Origin of the sequence: Bacillus sp. FJAT-18017 (genome assembly GCF_001278805.1) — a bacterium.
Lineage (GTDB): Bacteria > Bacillota > Bacilli > Bacillales > Cytobacillaceae > Bacillus_D.
On the sequence record NZ_CP012602.1, the window covers coordinates 1,561,818 to 1,577,500 of the forward strand.

17 protein-coding genes and 4 tRNA genes are annotated in these 15,683 nt (G+C 41.1%); 11 read left to right on the forward strand and 10 right to left on the reverse strand.

Features of this window, described 5'->3' with window-relative positions; all coding sequences use genetic code 11:
* Positions 1-42 precede the first annotated feature (42 nt).
* A complete protein-coding gene (locus AM500_RS07015) occupies positions 43-579 on the reverse strand; it encodes a YceI family protein (protein ID WP_053598599.1) in 537 nt (178 codons plus the stop codon).
* A gap of 291 nt (positions 580-870) precedes the next feature.
* Between AM500_RS07015 and AM500_RS07020 the strand changes: the two genes are divergently transcribed.
* Entirely contained in the window at positions 871-1,311 is a 441-nt protein-coding gene (locus tag AM500_RS07020) for a Dps family protein (protein ID WP_053598600.1), read from the forward strand.
* Positions 1,312-1,498: 187 nt separating this feature from the next.
* Here the strand turns inward: AM500_RS07020 and AM500_RS07025 are convergent.
* From AM500_RS07025 to AM500_RS07035, 3 genes are all read right to left on the reverse strand, one after another.
* Positions 1,499-1,586, reverse strand: a tRNA-Ser gene (locus AM500_RS07025).
* Positions 1,587-1,592: 6 nt separating this feature from the next.
* A tRNA-Gly gene (locus AM500_RS07030) sits at positions 1,593-1,666 on the reverse strand.
* An 83-nt stretch (positions 1,667-1,749) separates the two neighbouring features.
* Positions 1,750-1,833 (reverse strand) — tRNA-Leu (locus tag AM500_RS07035).
* A gap of 401 nt (positions 1,834-2,234) precedes the next feature.
* Between AM500_RS07035 and AM500_RS24885 the strand changes: the two genes are divergently transcribed.
* From AM500_RS24885 to AM500_RS07050, 4 genes are all read left to right on the forward strand, one after another.
* The gene (locus AM500_RS24885) at positions 2,235-2,378 is read left to right on the forward strand and encodes an FbpB family small basic protein (protein ID WP_231688122.1); all 144 of its coding nucleotides are present in this window, start codon (positions 2,235-2,237) and stop codon (positions 2,376-2,378) included.
* 28 nt (positions 2,379-2,406) lie between these two features.
* Positions 2,407-2,814, forward strand: coding sequence for a sporulation protein (locus AM500_RS07040; RefSeq protein ID WP_053598601.1), 408 nt, complete (start codon positions 2,407-2,409; stop codon positions 2,812-2,814).
* Entirely contained in the window at positions 2,814-3,593 is a 780-nt protein-coding gene (locus AM500_RS07045) for a TerC family protein (RefSeq protein WP_053598602.1), read from the forward strand. Before AM500_RS07040 ends, AM500_RS07045 begins: the two co-directional genes overlap by 1 nt.
* 495 nt (positions 3,594-4,088) lie before the next feature.
* Complete coding sequence (locus AM500_RS07050; protein ID WP_053598603.1) at positions 4,089-4,547, forward strand: SAM-dependent methyltransferase; 459 nt, start codon at positions 4,089-4,091, stop codon at positions 4,545-4,547.
* A gap of 39 nt (positions 4,548-4,586) precedes the next feature.
* Here the strand turns inward: AM500_RS07050 and AM500_RS07055 are convergent, their stop codons facing one another.
* Both AM500_RS07055 and AM500_RS07060 read right to left on the reverse strand, forming a co-directional pair.
* Positions 4,587-5,414: a GNAT family N-acetyltransferase gene (locus tag AM500_RS07055; protein ID WP_053598604.1), complete on the reverse strand. Its 828-nt coding sequence runs from the start codon at positions 5,412-5,414 to the stop codon at positions 4,587-4,589.
* 65 nt (positions 5,415-5,479) lie between these two features.
* The gene (locus AM500_RS07060; RefSeq protein WP_053598605.1) at positions 5,480-6,388 is read right to left on the reverse strand and encodes a selenium metabolism-associated LysR family transcriptional regulator; all 909 of its coding nucleotides are present in this window, start codon (positions 6,386-6,388) and stop codon (positions 5,480-5,482) included.
* A 230-nt stretch (positions 6,389-6,618) separates the two neighbouring features.
* On the opposite strand from AM500_RS07060, the gene AM500_RS07065 reads away from it, so the two are divergent.
* The 4 genes from AM500_RS07065 (at position 6,619) to AM500_RS07080 (ending at position 10,324) form a co-directional block, all read left to right on the forward strand.
* On the forward strand, positions 6,619-7,419 hold the full coding sequence (locus AM500_RS07065) for an EcsC family protein (protein ID WP_053598606.1): 801 nt from the start codon (positions 6,619-6,621) through the stop codon (positions 7,417-7,419).
* Positions 7,420-7,577: 158 nt separating this feature from the next.
* A complete protein-coding gene (locus AM500_RS07070; RefSeq protein WP_053598607.1) occupies positions 7,578-8,012 on the forward strand; it encodes a ferritin-like domain-containing protein in 435 nt (144 codons plus the stop codon).
* 270 nt (positions 8,013-8,282) lie between these two features.
* Positions 8,283-9,620: a DEAD/DEAH box helicase gene (locus AM500_RS07075; RefSeq protein ID WP_053598608.1), complete on the forward strand. Its 1,338-nt coding sequence runs from the start codon at positions 8,283-8,285 to the stop codon at positions 9,618-9,620.
* Positions 9,621-9,721: 101 nt separating this feature from the next.
* Entirely contained in the window at positions 9,722-10,324 is a 603-nt protein-coding gene (locus AM500_RS07080) for a DedA family protein (RefSeq protein WP_053598609.1), read from the forward strand.
* A 245-nt stretch (positions 10,325-10,569) separates the two neighbouring features.
* Here AM500_RS07080 and AM500_RS07085 read toward each other — a convergent pair whose 3' ends face one another.
* Positions 10,570-11,127 (reverse strand): cysteine hydrolase family protein, encoded by a 558-nt coding sequence (locus AM500_RS07085; RefSeq protein ID WP_231688123.1) that lies wholly within the window; start codon positions 11,125-11,127, stop codon positions 10,570-10,572.
* 574 nt (positions 11,128-11,701) lie between these two features.
* Between AM500_RS07085 and AM500_RS07090 the strand changes: the two genes are divergently transcribed.
* Positions 11,702-12,289, forward strand: a complete 588-nt coding sequence (locus AM500_RS07090) for an O-antigen ligase family protein (RefSeq protein ID WP_269432605.1) — start codon at positions 11,702-11,704, stop codon at positions 12,287-12,289.
* 305 nt (positions 12,290-12,594) lie between these two features.
* Here the strand turns inward: AM500_RS07090 and AM500_RS07100 are convergent, their stop codons facing one another.
* The 3 genes from AM500_RS07100 to AM500_RS07110 form a co-directional block, all read right to left on the reverse strand.
* The gene (locus AM500_RS07100) at positions 12,595-12,924 is read right to left on the reverse strand and encodes a LapA family protein (protein ID WP_053598613.1); all 330 of its coding nucleotides are present in this window, start codon (positions 12,922-12,924) and stop codon (positions 12,595-12,597) included.
* A gap of 105 nt (positions 12,925-13,029) precedes the next feature.
* A tRNA-Ala gene (locus AM500_RS07105) sits at positions 13,030-13,102 on the reverse strand.
* Between the two features lie 342 nt (positions 13,103-13,444).
* On the reverse strand, positions 13,445-14,137 hold the full coding sequence (locus tag AM500_RS07110) for an MgtC/SapB family protein (RefSeq protein ID WP_053598614.1): 693 nt from the start codon (positions 14,135-14,137) through the stop codon (positions 13,445-13,447).
* Positions 14,138-14,255: 118 nt separating this feature from the next.
* Between AM500_RS07110 and AM500_RS07115 the strand changes: the two genes are divergently transcribed.
* On the forward strand, positions 14,256-15,155 hold the full coding sequence (locus tag AM500_RS07115) for a DMT family transporter (RefSeq protein ID WP_082347166.1): 900 nt from the start codon (positions 14,256-14,258) through the stop codon (positions 15,153-15,155).
* The last annotated feature ends 528 nt before the right edge of the window (positions 15,156-15,683 follow it).

Below are 15,683 nucleotides of genomic sequence, written 5' to 3' on the forward strand. Positions count from 1 at the left end.
AAAAAAGTGCGGGGAATGCCCGCACTTCATGTGAGTAAAGTCTTATTCAGCAGCTTGAGTAGCTTGGATTTCAAACGAAATTTTAATTTTATCGCCTACAAGGACTCCGCCAGTTTCTAATGCGGAATTCCATGTTAGTCCATAGTCTGCACGGTTAATTGCACCTGTACCGCTGAAGCCAACCTTTTGGTTGCCCCATGGATCTTTTCCAGTTCCTTCATATACGACTGCAAAAGTTTCCGGTCTTGTTACACCACGGATCGTCAAGTCGCCAGTTACATCATATTCGCCTTCGTCTGTTTTTGAAATACTTGTTGTAGTGAATGTGATTTTCGGGTTGTTTTCTACATCAAAGAAATCGCCGGAACGAAGATGGTTGTCACGATCTGCATTGCGAGTGTCGATACTTGCTGCATCCACAGTAAAAGCGATTTCGGCTGTAGTCAAATCAGCTGGATCAGCAACCACTTCAGCATTAAAGGATTGGAATGTACCCTTAACATTTGCAATCATCATGTGTCTTACAGAAAAGTCTACGCTGCTGTGTGCCGGATCAATTGCCCATTTTACTTTTGTCATTTGTTTCTCCTCCAATTTTTCATTTAATTAAAACATCTTTAATCTGAGATAACTTAACTAAAATTAATTATATTAGGGTTTATGATAACTGTCAATTCTTTTTAATAATTTTATTTAGGAAATTTATAAAAGTGAAAAAGGAAATACAGAATGATTGAATTCAGTGCTAAAGGGTATATTATAAGTGGCCAAATATTACATCATTGTGAACAATTCACCTTTTAGCTTAGGTTAAAGGAAATTGTTGGACTATAATGATATGGGCAGACTAATTAAAATAGGAGGATTAAAATGGCTAATAATCTTACAGCAATTGTTAATAAGCAAGTAGCAAACTGGAGTGTTTTATATATTAAACTCCATAATTATCATTGGTATGTGAACGGACCTGAATTTTTTACACTGCATGCAAAATTCGAAGAGCTATACAATGAGGCAAATCTTCATATTGATGAGTTGGCGGAAAGGCTCCTTGCATTAGGGGACAAGCCAGTTGCTACAATGAAGGAAATACTCGAATTGTCTTCAGTAAAGGAAGCGGATGGAGGAGAAAGTGCTACTGACATGGTCATGTCGGTTGTAAATGACTTTTCCGTTTTGATTGGTGAATTGAAAGAGGGAATGGATGTCGCAGCCGAAACTGGTGACGAAACCACTGGGGATATGCTGCTGGCAATTCATGCAAGCCTTGAAAAGCATGTATGGATGCTGAACTCTTTCCTCGGTAAATAATAAAATTTTATTGGACCCTGCAAAGTGGCCTTAAAAAGGCCCACTGCACAGGGTCTTTTTATGTAAACGGGCAAGTGGGAAAACAAGTAATGCGATAAAATATGTGGAGGAAGAGAGGGAAGAGAGGAAGTGTTATCTATGTTTAAATTTGTGCAAAAAAAAACGGCCAATTAGGCCGGTTTCGATAAGGAGAAGATGAGATTCGAACTCACGCGACGGTTGCCCGCCCTAGCGCATTTCGAGTGCGCCCCCTTGAACCACTTGGGTACTTCTCCATATATTGGAGCGGGTGAGGGGAATCGAACCCCCGCCATCAGCTTGGGAAGCTGGAGTTCTACCATTAAACTACACCCGCAGGACTATACATATAAACGGACGGGAATGCAGGCTTTGAACCTGCGACTCCTAGCAGTCAGCAACTCAATATAAAAATAACGATGCGGATGAGAGGACTTGAACCTCCACGGGGTTACCCCCACTAGAACCTGAATCTAGCGCGTCTGCCGATTCCGCCACACCCGCAAAAGAAAAAATCAGCACAATTAATATACCATAATAATAATAAAATGTGAAGAAAAAATTTAAGCATCCAGTACGAAGGTATTTGTTAAGAATTCGTAAATTCATCAAAATCAATTGACGAAACTGGCGTAATTCTCATATAGTAATGGTAACAAGTTGAATATTTCTTTCTCCTAAAGGGGAGTAGCTTTTACAACAAGGTCGTCATTACGGGGCATTTGCCTTCGGCCTTGTTGGCAGCACTAGTGTTGTTAGCAAGACCTTTACCTGATTGGTAAGGGTCTTTATTTTTTTCCGCGGAAAGCCTTTGCCAATTATATGGTAAAGGCTTTTTTGTTTTCTAAGTAAGGGAACCCAAGGCTCGGTCAATTGTTTAATTAAAGATGCAGGGAGGATACAAAGTGAGAAAGCCAATCAAGGTATCATTTTCGGAGCTTGTAGAAGCAAACAAAGATGAGTTATTGGAGAATAAGGAACAGCTTGATGAAATAGAAAAACGAGTCGAAGAGAAATTTGCTAATAGTGAGACGTATGTCCCGAAGTGAAATCATCAAACAATAAGGAGAATGAAGTTTGTTGCTTAGAAAATATTTAGCGTATGCCGGCATTGGTTCAGCCTCTATTGATTTAGTCCTTGAAAAGACTGAGTTCAAGCCAGGAGATGTAGTAAATGGTTTTTACTCAATAAAAGGTGGCATTGTTGAACGTAAACTTAAACGGATTGATTGTGATATAAACGTAGATGGAGATACGGAGGGAATGGAGGATGTTCTTGATTCCATAACCATTCTTACAAGTAAGGTAATCCCTCCTGATACTACAAAAAACCTGCCTTTTTCATTCCGTATACCTGAGTCACTAGAAAGTAATGCTAAAGGCAAAAAGATTTGTTTTAAAACAATCCTGTCCTTTGATAAAGGGATCAAAACAACGGATTATGATTATATTACTATAATTTCATCTAACTTGGAGGTATCTTAATGGACTTTTCAATTTTACTTGAGTATGGCTGGGTATTGCTATTATTAATTGCCATCGAAGGACTTCTCGCAGCCGACAACGCGCTAGTCCTGGCTATCATGGTTAAACATTTGCCGGAAGAGGAAAGAAGAAAGGCCCTCTTTTATGGTCTTGCAGGAGCATTCGTTTTCCGTTTTGCCTCCCTGTTTATTATCTCCTTTCTTGTTGATGTGTGGCAGGTTCAGGCAATCGGCGCCTTATACCTTCTATTCATTGCTGCCAATCATATTCTGCGAAAACTGGTCTTTAAAAAAGAGAAGGAAAAAGAAACAAAGCCGAAGAAAAAATCCGGGTTTTGGGGAACCGTATTTAAGGTTGAACTGGCTGACATTGCCTTTGCTGTCGACTCTATATTAGCTGCTGTAGCCCTGGCAGTCAGCCTCCCCAATACCAATATGCCACAAATCGGCGGCCTTGATGGTGCTCAGTTCCTCGTCATTTTTGCCGGTGGGTTTATAGGTCTCATTATCATGCGTTTCGCAGCAAACTTCTTTGTGAAATTGCTTCAAACAAGACCTGGTTTGGAAATTGCTGCCTTCGCGATTGTTGGCTGGGTTGGTGTCAAGCTTTCCGTTTACACACTATCTCATCCGGCACTGGCTGTACTGCCGGAAGGCTTTGCAACTTCAACTGGTTGGAAACTAACATTTTACTTTGTACTCGTAATCATTGCGCTCGCAGGCTGGTTCTTGTCAAAGGAAAAAAAGGATCCTGAAAAGGAATTGGAAGGACATATCTAAATCAATGCGAACGGGACCCATAAAAGGTCCCGTTTTTCTATGGAAGTGCCTGTCACCCCCGGGTTTTTCTTGTTTACAGGGTGTTGTTCCACGATCTGGGCAGGGTGGGGTGCCTTTTTAAGCTAAACTTTTTATATGCAAGAAGGAAAAGGATATAACTGGAATTGATGTATCGATTTTTCCAAAGGGGCAGATTAAGATAAAGATGACTGGAACAAGTTTAGAAGGGGGGATATCGTGGATATTATCCAGGTAAGGAATGTACATAAACAAATTGCCGGGAAACTGATAGTGAGGGAAAGTCAGTTTGGGGTGATAGACTTTACCAGTGGTTAGATGAGCATTCACGAATATGATGATAGCGGTAACTAGTGACAAATTTAGTTCTGTTGAAGGTAATGCCAAATTCAGTCAGCGAAATGCATTGTTTGAAAGCCATATCTACTAAATGGTTATAATGGAAGTAGCAAAATCATCTTATATGGAGGAATCGTCATGTTTATGGTTAAGCCAGTCGGAAGGGTGCTCAATTCTCGTAAAACACCAGAGGATGATCATTGGGGAGAGGTCACATCTGTTATTGAAATGAACGAAATCCTTGATGGTAATTGCCTGGAAGGAATCGATGATTTTTCGCATCTGGAGATTCTATTTTTGTTCCATCTTGTCAGTGAAGACAGTATTGAAACGTGTGCGAGAAGGCCGAGGGACAACCCTGATTGGCCAATGACAGGAATCTTTGCGCAGAGAGGAAAGAACCGGCCGAACCGGATTGGCTCTACAATTGTGCGTCTTTTGAAGAGGGAAGGAACTAAGCTTACCGTAGCAGGTCTCGATGCGATAGATGGCACGCCGGTGATTGACATTAAGCCAGTGATGAAAGAATTTTTACCAAAAGATGAAATCAGGCAGCCTTCCTGGTCGACAGAATCAATGGAAAACTATTGGAAATGAACAAAGAGCCTTTGCCTGGTACCGGCAGAGGCTCTTTGCTTAACCCGTGTATTCATAATAATCCTGGGCATGATAGGACTTGAAACCGACAGATTCATACAACCCGAGGGCATGAGCATTCTTCGCCTCGACCTCAAGGAACACGGGATATCCACTCCTATGTTCTTTTTCTATAATCCAGGCAAGAGCGCTGCGGCCAATTCCCTTACCCTGGTGCTCGGGAAGAATAGCAAATCCATATATCCATGCCTCTCCATCATGGTGATCTACACGCATTTTTCCTACCGGGCTTCCTTCTGCTTCAATAATATAGGAATCTTCATTACTGGAAGATCTATATTCTTTGTAAAATTCGTACGCCTCTTGCTCGGTAAAACCAAAGCATTCGATTTCGAGCCGAATTTTTAGCGCAAGGTCTTCCTCTGTTGAAGGGCGGAGCAGGATTGCAGGATTGGTTTGCGGGATCTTTCCCTCCCATTTCATTTGGTATTCGGTCATATGATGATGGTTCGGTACTTTAGTTAGAAATTCTTTTGCAGAAGATGAACCAGCCGGTGCATTCAACAGGATTTGTCTGGTGCCCCTTAGTTTCGATTCACTTATCCCTTCCTTAAGAAGCTTTGTAAAAATCCCTCTGCGCCTATAATTTGGATGCACCATCCCGCAAATTTCAGTCTTATTTCCGAAGCCGTAAATCCCAAGAAATCCGACAAGATTCCCATCCTCATAATGAAGAAAATCATCTTTTCTGCCTTCCTTACGTGCGGAGAGCATCTCCCAATTCAGTTTTAGGCCAAAGTTGCCTTCTTGTTCGCATACTTGTTGCAATTGTTTTATTTCCTGTAGCTGGTTTACAGTTAGTACCAATATGAATCCCCCTTGAAAAAGACCTGGCCGCAGCCAATTCTATCTTTGAAAAATAACCCTTTACATTATTCTTTGTCCACCAGGTGGAATCCTTTATTCCCTGTGGCAAAATTGACAAATAACCTGGAGATAAGCGGTAATGTCTTTTGCAGGTTGTAAACCAAGTAAAAATAGCGGTCCTCCTCAAAGCCTTCTATAGAATAGAGATTTACAAGGTTTTGATCTGCATAATCCCTTGCTGCAATTTCCGACATGACGGAAATTCCGATTCCCTGCCTGACAAATTGGATTAAGCTTTGACCCGAATCCGTATAGGCAATGATATTTAATTGGTCCTTTGGCAGACCGTTTTTTTTCAAGAACCGTTCAAAAATAGAATTGGTTCCAGAATCGGAATGCCTCATAACAAATGGATATGAGATTACATCCTGAATCTGTACCTTTCCTTTCAGTTTTAACTCTAATGGGGTAACAAGCACTAACCTTTCTTTTAAAAGCGGGAAGTATTCGAGCTTCTCATTTTCATACTTTTCACCAAGTACACCGAAATCGACAGATCCGTTTAAAACTTTATCTGCCACCGCTCTTGAAGGGAATTGAGATATATTGAACGTGGCAGCTGGATATTCATTCCGAAATTGCTTCACCATTTTAGGGAGTATGAACTGAGATGGAACTGAGCTTGCCGCCATTCTGATAACGCCACGGAATTCTGTCATTCCCTGGTTCAGGTCTAGGAGGGCTTCGTCTTTCATTAGCAATAGCTTTTGGGCCCAATGGTAAAGCCTCTCCCCATGGGGAGTGAGGATATTTTCACGTCCAACTCGGTCAAATAGTTTGACGTTCAGCATTTTCTCTAAAGATTGGATATGGGAAGAAACGGTTGATTGGCTAAGAAAAATTTCCTCAGCAGCTTTGGAAAAACTCTTATGCTCGACTACTTTTGTAAATACAACTAATTGATGGAAGTCCACGGGTTTCGCCCCCCTTATTTATAAAAACGATAGTAACTATCGGAAAAATAGATATCTTTAGAATAGCATTCTGGAAGATTTTTGGAAAGGGTTAAAGTGAAATTATCCATTAGGTCATATCAACAAGGAGCCGTGGTGAAACCTTAAAGGATATTTTTCGTATGGCATATGACCAATAGGTTTTACATAATGCTTTTAATCAAGGAAAATAAACTGAAGAGGTGAAGCTTTTGGAAACGAATGAATGGCTCAATAAAGAACTAGAGGCTATCAAGAGATGGGAAAAGGGTCAAAACGGAATGATGATATGGGACCGGGTTGGCAGGCTGCCATATAAGCTTTTGGACAAAATCACACCAAAGTTTATTCATGAAAAAATCGGCGTCCTCCTCGATGAACTGGGCAGTTACGTCCAGACTGGGGGAAGGTATCTAATAAATGAAAAAGCTGCGTTTAAGCGCCTTGAGGCAAGTGCCGGCAAACCAGTTGGGTCATTGGACGAAGCTGCTCAATTGCCGATTTCCGCTATGGATCAAGCAAGTGCAGAACTAACAACTCAAAGAAAAAAGGTTGCTGCCTTTCAAGGCGCCAGTACTGGGATTGGCGGAATTTTCACTCTCGCCGCAGACATTCCGGCGCTGTTAGCCATTTCACTAAAAACATTACAAGAGATTGCGCTTATTTACGGATATGATCCCAAGGTGAAAAGTGAGCGGATCTTCATTGTAAAGTGCCTGCAATTTACATCTGCTGATATTGTAGGAAAACAGGCGATCCTAAAGAGCCTGTCTGCAAATGAGCGCCAGGGTGAAGTTATGTCCGAGCTTCAAGGCTGGCGCGAAGTTGTGTATGCGTACAGAGACAGCTTTGGCTGGAAAAAGCTTTTTCAAATGGTTCCTGTAGCGGGAATTATTTTCGGCGCATTTACCAATAGATCGGCAATTGCAGACCTTGCGGAGACAGGGAGCATGCTTTATAAAAAAAGACGGATTCTTGAACGGCTGGAAGAAATTCAAAATAGTGACATCTAAAAGCATTGTTTGACCAACACTGAATTCGATCCCCCCTCAAAAGCCGGGTTATTTTCTCCCTGTGTCCATAGGGTAGCTTTTCAAACTTTGGTCCCGAATGCCAGGTATGTATAATTCCTGCTTTTTTCCTAAACCTATGCGTAAAAGGAGGTTTATGGATGCAAAATGAAAAGGATATTGTAATAAAAGAATTAAATGCATTCCTCCAAGGGCAGTACATGGGAATTAGGGCATATGAACATCTTATTGCGAAGCTTGAGGATCCGGAAATCAAAAAGGAGTTCCAATCGATGCAGCAAGACCATCGCCTTCATGCTGCAATGGTCTCCGAGAGAATCCAAACTCTTGGAGGGATGCCAGTAAACAACGAGGGACTGACCGGGAAAATCCAGGGATTCATAAGTCAAATGATGATGCCTGAAAGCACGGAAAATATCATCAAAATGGCTATCAAAGGTGAGGATTTGTATGGTATCCAATTATCGGAGGAAATTGTAAAAGGTGATCTGGATCCCGAAAGCAAGAACATGGTTGAAAGTATTATCGATACCGATAGGCGCCACCTGGATTATTTGAAAAACCTTGTTCATTAAGCAAGGCCCGGCATGATGAATATGCCGGGTCTTTACTTAGTTGTAGGATAGAGAATTTACTCAAAAAGATGATTCTTCTATATAGGTTGGAAGAAGGCCTGGCAGTTTGTACAGTGATACCGAATAGAAAGCTTTCCGGAATCCTCTTGGAAGGAAAGCTGTGTTTTTGCTGTCATGAAGGAGCTGCTGCTTTAGTTTTTTGTATTTGCTTTTTATAAAGAAAACAAGCACAATCAAGAAAGTGAAATTGTTGAAAACAGGAGAATCTAAATGTCAGAATTTATAAATCTGGGTATATCTAAAAAAGTTACAAATATAATGGCTTCAAATGGGATAGCCGTTCCGACTCCAATCCAGGAGAAAGTCATCCCCCTTGCACTTGAAGGAAAGGATATCATTGCCCAGGCGCAAACGGGAACAGGTAAGACCTTCGCTTTTCTATTGCCAATCCTCGAAAGGCTTGAGCTCGATGCAGCCCATATTCAAGCCCTCATTGTAACGCCGACTCGTGAGCTTGCCATCCAAATCACCGCTGAGCTTGAGAGAATTGTTAAAGAACTCCATGATGTTAAGGTGTTAGCAGCTTATGGCGGTCAAGATGTAGACAAGCAACTAAAAAAACTGGATAAGGGTGTCCATATTGTTGTCGGAACACCTGGAAGGCTGCTTGACCATATCAGGAGGGGAACGATCAGGTTAGATGAACTTTCCACCCTCGTCCTTGATGAAGCCGATCAGATGCTCCATATCGGATTTTTGAATGAAGTTGAAGCAATCATTCAGGAAACTCCACCAACTAGGCAAACTATGCTTTTCTCTGCTACTATGCCATCAGAAGTGCGGAGGCTGGCACAAAAGCATTTACGGGATCCGCAGTTTATTCAGGTTGAAAAAACGCAGGGACCCGCCGACACGGTTAGCCAGCTGGCAGTTCAAACAACGGACCGCGGCAAGCAAGGGGCGCTTATGGACCTAGTTAATACGCACCGTCCCTTCATGGCAGTTGTGTTTTGCCGTACTAAACGGCGGGTGGGCAGGCTTTATGAAGTTCTAAAGTCTAATAAATTTTCCTGCGATGAATTGCACGGGGACCTATCCCAAGCAAAACGTGAGCAGGTAATGAAGAGATTCCGAAATGCTGAATTTCAGCTATTGATTGCAACAGATGTTGCTGCACGCGGGCTAGATGTTGAAGGTGTAACCCATGTATTCAATTATGATATACCTGAAGATGCAGAAATCTATGTCCACCGGATTGGACGGACAGGCCGTGCGGGGACTAAGGGGCTTGCAATTACTTTATATACTGCTGCCGATTCGCAGCTTCTTCGTTCCATTGAGAAGGAATTAAATATACGGATCAAAAAACAGGAACTCGAATTGAGTAAAAAGGATGACTCTTCAAAAGGGGACGACAGACCTAGAGGACAAGCAGATAAAAAGAGATCTGACCGTCCGGAAAAGCCTAAGAGAGGCGGGAAACCCACCGCAGCTGGGAGATCTTCATCCCATGAGCAGCACCGCTCCAACCGCGGGAGGAATAATGAAAAGCCGCATGGCCGCGGTAGAGCAGCCAATAAGGCTTCCGCAAAAGGAAAGAGAAGATAACCTGTTTATATCTAGCCGTGTAACCATATTTAATGTTACTATCAATGGTGACTTGTATTTATCAGAGAACTGGTCTAATGGCCAGCTAATGGGAGAGAAGCATGGAAGAATGGATTAACTCAATAATGAATGAATTTGGATACCTTGGTGTCTTTTTGCTTATTGCACTCGAAAATATCTTTCCTCCGATTCCGTCCGAGGTGATATTGACTTTTGCCGGCTACATGACCTTAAGTACGGAAATGACTGTGGCTAACGTTATTTTTGTGTCGACCGCAGGGTCGGTTACCGGAGCTGTCATTCTCTACGGAATTGGCCTTTTACTCGATGTAGAACGGCTTGAAAAAATCATCGACCGCTGGGGAAAAGTACTTCGCTTGACCAAGAAAGATATACATAAAGCGGATGCCTGGTTCGATAAATATGGGCCATGGACAGTGTTTTTCTGCAGGCTGATTCCGTTAATCAGAAGCTTGATTTCAATTCCGGCCGGGATGTCAAATATGAAGTTTTGGCTTTTCCTAATCCTGACAACAGCAGGTACGTTGATTTGGAATACACTTCTGGTCAACGCCGGAGCAATCCTTGGGGAAAATCGGCATAAGATAGTAGAATATATGGATATCTTCTCAAATGTGGTCTATGTATTAATAGTTCTTGCCTTCATCTATTTTGTTGTGAAATTCATCAAAAGCCGCAGGTAAGAACAAAAGCGCAAGCGCCTTGGTTATCGCGGTACAAACTGGAGGGGCTTTGACTGAGATAAAGGAATCACAAAGAGCGATGGCGATTTGATGATGACTTATCGTAAGGAGGAGTCCTGAAGTTTGCTAGGCGATAGGCGCTGGAGCTAGACGTAAATAAGTTTGAAAAAAGTTATTCACTATTACGATATCTAAGTTTCTTAAACCATGTGAAAGGCTCCCGCTAAATTAGCAGGAGCCTTTCGTTATTTATATTCAAGATGTTTGTGTACAAAAATATCCTCGCTTGAGTTTCGAACCAGGATAAAATGGTCAATATTATCAAGCCCATGCAGGTTTACATTATGATGGGCGATGATTTGGCTTGCGCTAAGCACTTTGTTATCAGTCGTGGAGTGCGCATCATCAACCACTGTTACATCATACCCCAAGGTCGTTGCCCGCCTGCAGGTAGTATCCACGCAGAATTCGGTTTTGCAGCCTATGGCAACTAAATGATCAATATTCAACGTATCCAGATAATCGTTCAAGCTCGTTTGGTAAAAAGCGTCGGTTGCTTTCTTTGTAATGACCGTATCATCTTTTAAAGGTGCGATATGCGGGTGAACTTGGTATTCCATCGTATCGGGCTCAGCCACATCCGTGTCCACAATATAGATGACTGGAATACTTTTCTCTCTTGCCTCATCAATGACCGTCTTCATATTTGCAAGCAGCTCTTCCTTTTTAAAAACAGGACCGATTTCAGGTCCCTCAATAATGCCGACCTGAGCATCAATAACCAACAATGCAGTATTTCCCACTACATTACCCCCGCTTTTAAAAATTCATTCAATATTACTAGTGTACTAGAAAAATAGGGTTTTAACTAATTTTTATCACATCTCCAACCGAAATCTCAAGCTTGTTGATCATCCCTTTTAATTCTGAGACGGAATACTATCTTTCTAAACTTCTTTTCCTTTTCCTGTTTACGTTAAGTACCTGGGTATTACTAATTGTAAAAAGAAAATATTGGAAAATAAAACAAAACTTTACACTCGGGGAACTTAATATAGTTTTTTTCTAGCTATTGTTGGAATCTCTACAATTATGTCTGAATATAGAATAACATCATTATTTGGTTCTCCCGGGCGCTTTGAAGGATATATCACCTAATTTTGTTATTGCAGTTTATTTTTATTTTCGGTCCGGCTTATTGATCCTAAGAAATTAACTGAGATTTTGCCGGTTTTAATAGTATCGTCAATACCTATTACGTTGTATGGAATAATTCAACATATCAACCTTGATTTCTTACCAAAGAAAGATTTTGACCTTAGTCCAAGGAGCAATGGTTTGTTCGGTAATCCAAATTTTTATGGTTCATATTTAGTTATGGTATTGCTTATAGCATTTTCTTTATATTTCGTCTCTGATGACAAAAAGCAAAATAGATTCTATTTCCTGGTTTCCTTATTAACATTTGCTGTTATGATTTTCACGAGTACGCGAAGTGGTTGGGTTGGAGAGTTATTCGGGGCGCTAACTTTGACAGGATTAATCGTGTGGAAAAGGAAGTATCTATGGAAAAAGTGGGCTGTTTTGCTTTTTAGCCTTGGAGTAGTGTTTTTAGTTATTGACGCAACTGGAGAAGGCGGGTATATGAATCGCCTGCTTACAACAGTTATTGATCCGTATAACATTGTAACTGATCAGGCTACAGGCGAGGAAGGTTCTTATCGGTTCTTTATATGGGGAAAATCACTTCCACTAGTTACGGAATATTTTTGGTTGGAATCTGGTCCCGATACATTTAAATATGTTTTCCCAAATGATATCGCAGAAGTGAAGGAAGTTTTTCTGGGCCAAATTGTAGACAAAGCCCATAATGAATATCTTGAATGGCAATCACGATGCGATGGGAGTCCCAGCCCTGTTAGTTTACCTGCTGCTGGTTGCCGCGGTGTTATGGCAAGCATATAGAGCGGCTCAAGTGGCATCTGAGAAACAAAAAATTATTCTTTTCGGCTTGATTTCCACTATAATTGGGTATCTCATTCAAGCGTTTTTCAATATAAGTGTTGTTACGGTGGCACCTATTTATTGGTCTTTGCTCGGGATTACATATGGGTTGGCAACTCACTATCTGCTTGCGGAGGAACCAGCAATAGTAGCCATCCCACGCAAGAAGGCTATAATCAAGAATTTTGATCTATCGGTAATTAGACGTCTATTACGCAGTAGGTAAATATAGAAAAGAACCCTTGGAGTAGCAAGGGTTCTTACTATTATTGAGTGCGTTCCGATGTCCGGTAAGAATTCCTTTCGACATCAGGCTCAGCCCCATCATTTTGGGCAAGATGCGTCTGTACTTTCCACTCATCGCGCTCTTTCCTGGCTTTTTTCAAATCTCTCCTTAGTTTATACATCCGGGTTTCACCAATGGCTGCGGTAAAGATGACCCCCGCAAGTACTGAGCCAAGTATAATCAGAATTAGAGGCCATTGGGCAGTTCCAAAGAAATAATCAACTTTAACTGGTTCAACATTCATAACAGCTAAAATGGCAATCAATAATGCAAAAACTAAAGCAAGTAACAGGCTCCATTGTGATTTCATTCAATATCCCTCCCTGGGCAATATCCTGTTAATCTAAGGATACCCAGGAGCAGGGGAAGGAAAACAAAAAAAGAACTCCTGCCAATTTGCAGAAGTTCTTAAGTATGGAGACTATCGGGATCGAACCGACGACCTCTTGCATGCCATGCAAGCGCTCTCCCAGCTGAGCTAAGCCCCCATGATATAAAAGGTTTTATGAAATAAGCTACAAGAAAGATTATAGCTAGCTTCAAGTTAGTTTGCAAGAGGGAAAAATAATATTTTGAATATAAATATTTGGAATCGGCATTTTCCGCAGATTCAAAATCAAGAATATAAGATAGAAAAAACTCTGAAGTAAGTCCTATTATTGAAACATTGGGCTTTTCACAAGAACTTCGCCAATCGCGGCAGGCAGAGCATAGGGAGAAGATTAAAAAAAAGGAAGCACGGATGCACTTCCTTTTTTCATCAAATTACAGCAACTAGTGACGGAAGTCCTTCAGGCCATACACCCAAAACCGGTATTTGCATCTTTAATTTAATTGATACTTTCGATTTCAACCCTTTTTATGCCATCAAGTTCGGATATGAGATTATATACTTGTGTGGTTTTAAGCTTCAGGTCAACTGCGATTTGAAGGTTAACTTGATGGTCACCTTCACTCAGGTCCTTGATTCTAATTTTCCGCAGAATATACTTTTGGCTGTAAATAAAATCTATTAGTGCATCAATTTGGTGTCGTTCTGAAACATGCAGTTGCAGCAGGATTTCTTTTTCACGCAACTGCTTTGGTCCGATTATTTTCATGATAAAGGGCATGAATTCTACACTGAATATCAAAAGTGCCACACCAGCAAATGCCTCCAAATAAAATCCTGCACCAACGGCTATACCTATTCCTGCAGCACCCCATATCATCGCTGCGGTTGTAAGTCCGGAAATGCTGTCATTGCCTCGTCGCAGTATTACTCCTGCACCAAGGAAACCAATCCCCGAAACAATTTGTGCAGCAAGACGAAGAGGATCCATTGTTATGTTTATTGCTCCGGCATGGGCGCTGTAAGCAGATTCAATCGAGACGATCGTTAATAAACAACTTACAATAGAAATAACAAGACTTGTTTTTAAACCAACCGGTTTTCTCTTTAATTCTCTTTCCAGCCCAATAACTAATCCAAGAACAGCTGAAATCCCTAATTTGAACAATATTTCTGTATCAACTGCGCTCATGTCTAATCTCCATCCCATCTCTCTAAATTCACTAATTGTTATAATATAATAGAATTATGCAGCAAATGCGGGTAAAATACATAGCATGCATTTTACATTAACATCAAAGGAGTCAATCATGAAACCAATTATCAACCCATATGCAGCGCTGGCAATCGGGGTAATAACCGTTTCCGCATCAGCCATATTTGTAAAACTAAGTCATTCACCATCTGGAGTAATTGCATTCTACCGCCTGCTCTTTTCCGTTCTATTCATGCTGCCGCTGTTCCTGGCCAAATACACAAAGGAACTCAAGAGAATAACAAAACGGGATTGGCTATTCACCACTATTTCCGGGGTATTGCTGGCCTTTCACTTTATCCTTTGGTTCGAATCTTTAAACTACACTTCGGTTGCTAGTTCAACAGTCCTGGTAACTTTACAGCCATTATTCGCCTTTATAGGTGCATACTTTTTCTTTAAAGAAAAAATAACAATTGGCGCAGTAATTAGCGGGGTTATCGCTATTATCGGAAGCTTCATTATTAGTTGGGGTGACTTCCAGATAAGTGGAACGGCTTTGTTTGGTGATATTCTTGCATTGATCGCTTGTGCGTTCATCACGGGATATTTGTTGTTCGGTCAAACGGTCAGGCAAAGGCTGTCATTGATTACATATACTTTCCTTGTATATTCGATCAGTACAATAACCTTATTTATGTATATAGTTTTTAAAGGTGAACCGTTAATACCTGAAGTAAAGCTGGATTGGTTTTATTTTATTTTGCTTGCAATATTTCCAACTCTCCTTGGACACAGCCTGTTCAACTGGGTAGTAAAATGGCTGAGCACAACAACGATTTCCATGGCGATTCTGCTCGAGCCGGTAGGTGCAACCATTATGGCCTATTATATATTGAACGAAACTGTTACTTGGTCGCAAATAGTCGGAGGCATTGTTGTAATCTTTGGGCTTTCACTTTTTATTATTGATGAAAGGAAATTGCGCTTAAAGAATCCTTCATCTCCATTATAAGAAGTATACAGCGGGCAGCTGCTGATACGCCAAAGTAAAGTGATCGGTTCTATTGTGTCTGGCGGGAGAAGGGCGGTATCAAGAATCCCTTCAATATAAATGGTACTCAACGTAAAGTGGAAGAACTGAGATTGCGTTGAGGCAGTCGCCTGGAAGTCCTTCTTCCGAAATGGGATTTAACTCTTGTCTCGGAAGAAGGAAAAACAGGTTTTCGTTCCTGACCCGAGAAGAATAAAGTGGCGGAAGAGTCTAAGCGATTAGTTTGCTTGAAGAATCATTAGAGGCTGGCGAGTTTTTATAAATGTGATACAAAAAGAAATTCCGCAGAAACAAAAAAAGTTTTAAAAATTATATTGCAAACATTTCTTAGGCGTGTTATATTAGTTCATGTCCTCTTCGAGAGGCGCTGTTTTAAAAAAGTTAATTGCTTTTAAAAAAGGCGGTTGACAGCTTTAAAAAAGATGTGATATAGTAACTAAGTCGCCAAGGCGACAAGCTTTCCGAACAGATAATATTGCTCTTTGAAAA

Coding starts and splice junctions, on each gene's coding strand:
- AM500_RS07110 (WP_053598614.1), bottom strand. CDS start 14,137: ATGAGCGCAGTTGATACAGAAATATTGTTCAAATTAGGGATTTCAGCT.
- AM500_RS07050 (WP_053598603.1), top strand. CDS start 4,089: ATGTTTATGGTTAAGCCAGTCGGAAGGGTGCTCAATTCTCGTAAAACA.
- AM500_RS07115 (WP_082347166.1), top strand. CDS start 14,256: ATGAAACCAATTATCAACCCATATGCAGCGCTGGCAATCGGGGTAATA.
- AM500_RS07100 (WP_053598613.1), bottom strand. CDS start 12,924: ATGAAATCACAATGGAGCCTGTTACTTGCTTTAGTTTTTGCATTATTG.
- AM500_RS07015 (WP_053598599.1), bottom strand. CDS start 579: ATGACAAAAGTAAAATGGGCAATTGATCCGGCACACAGCAGCGTAGAC.
- AM500_RS07070 (WP_053598607.1), top strand. CDS start 7,578: ATGCAAAATGAAAAGGATATTGTAATAAAAGAATTAAATGCATTCCTC.
- AM500_RS07090 (WP_269432605.1), top strand. CDS start 11,702: ATGGTATTGCTTATAGCATTTTCTTTATATTTCGTCTCTGATGACAAA.
- AM500_RS07020 (WP_053598600.1), top strand. CDS start 871: ATGGCTAATAATCTTACAGCAATTGTTAATAAGCAAGTAGCAAACTGG.
- AM500_RS07045 (WP_053598602.1), top strand. CDS start 2,814: ATGGACTTTTCAATTTTACTTGAGTATGGCTGGGTATTGCTATTATTA.
- AM500_RS07080 (WP_053598609.1), top strand. CDS start 9,722: ATGGAAGAATGGATTAACTCAATAATGAATGAATTTGGATACCTTGGT.
- AM500_RS07075 (WP_053598608.1), top strand. CDS start 8,283: ATGTCAGAATTTATAAATCTGGGTATATCTAAAAAAGTTACAAATATA.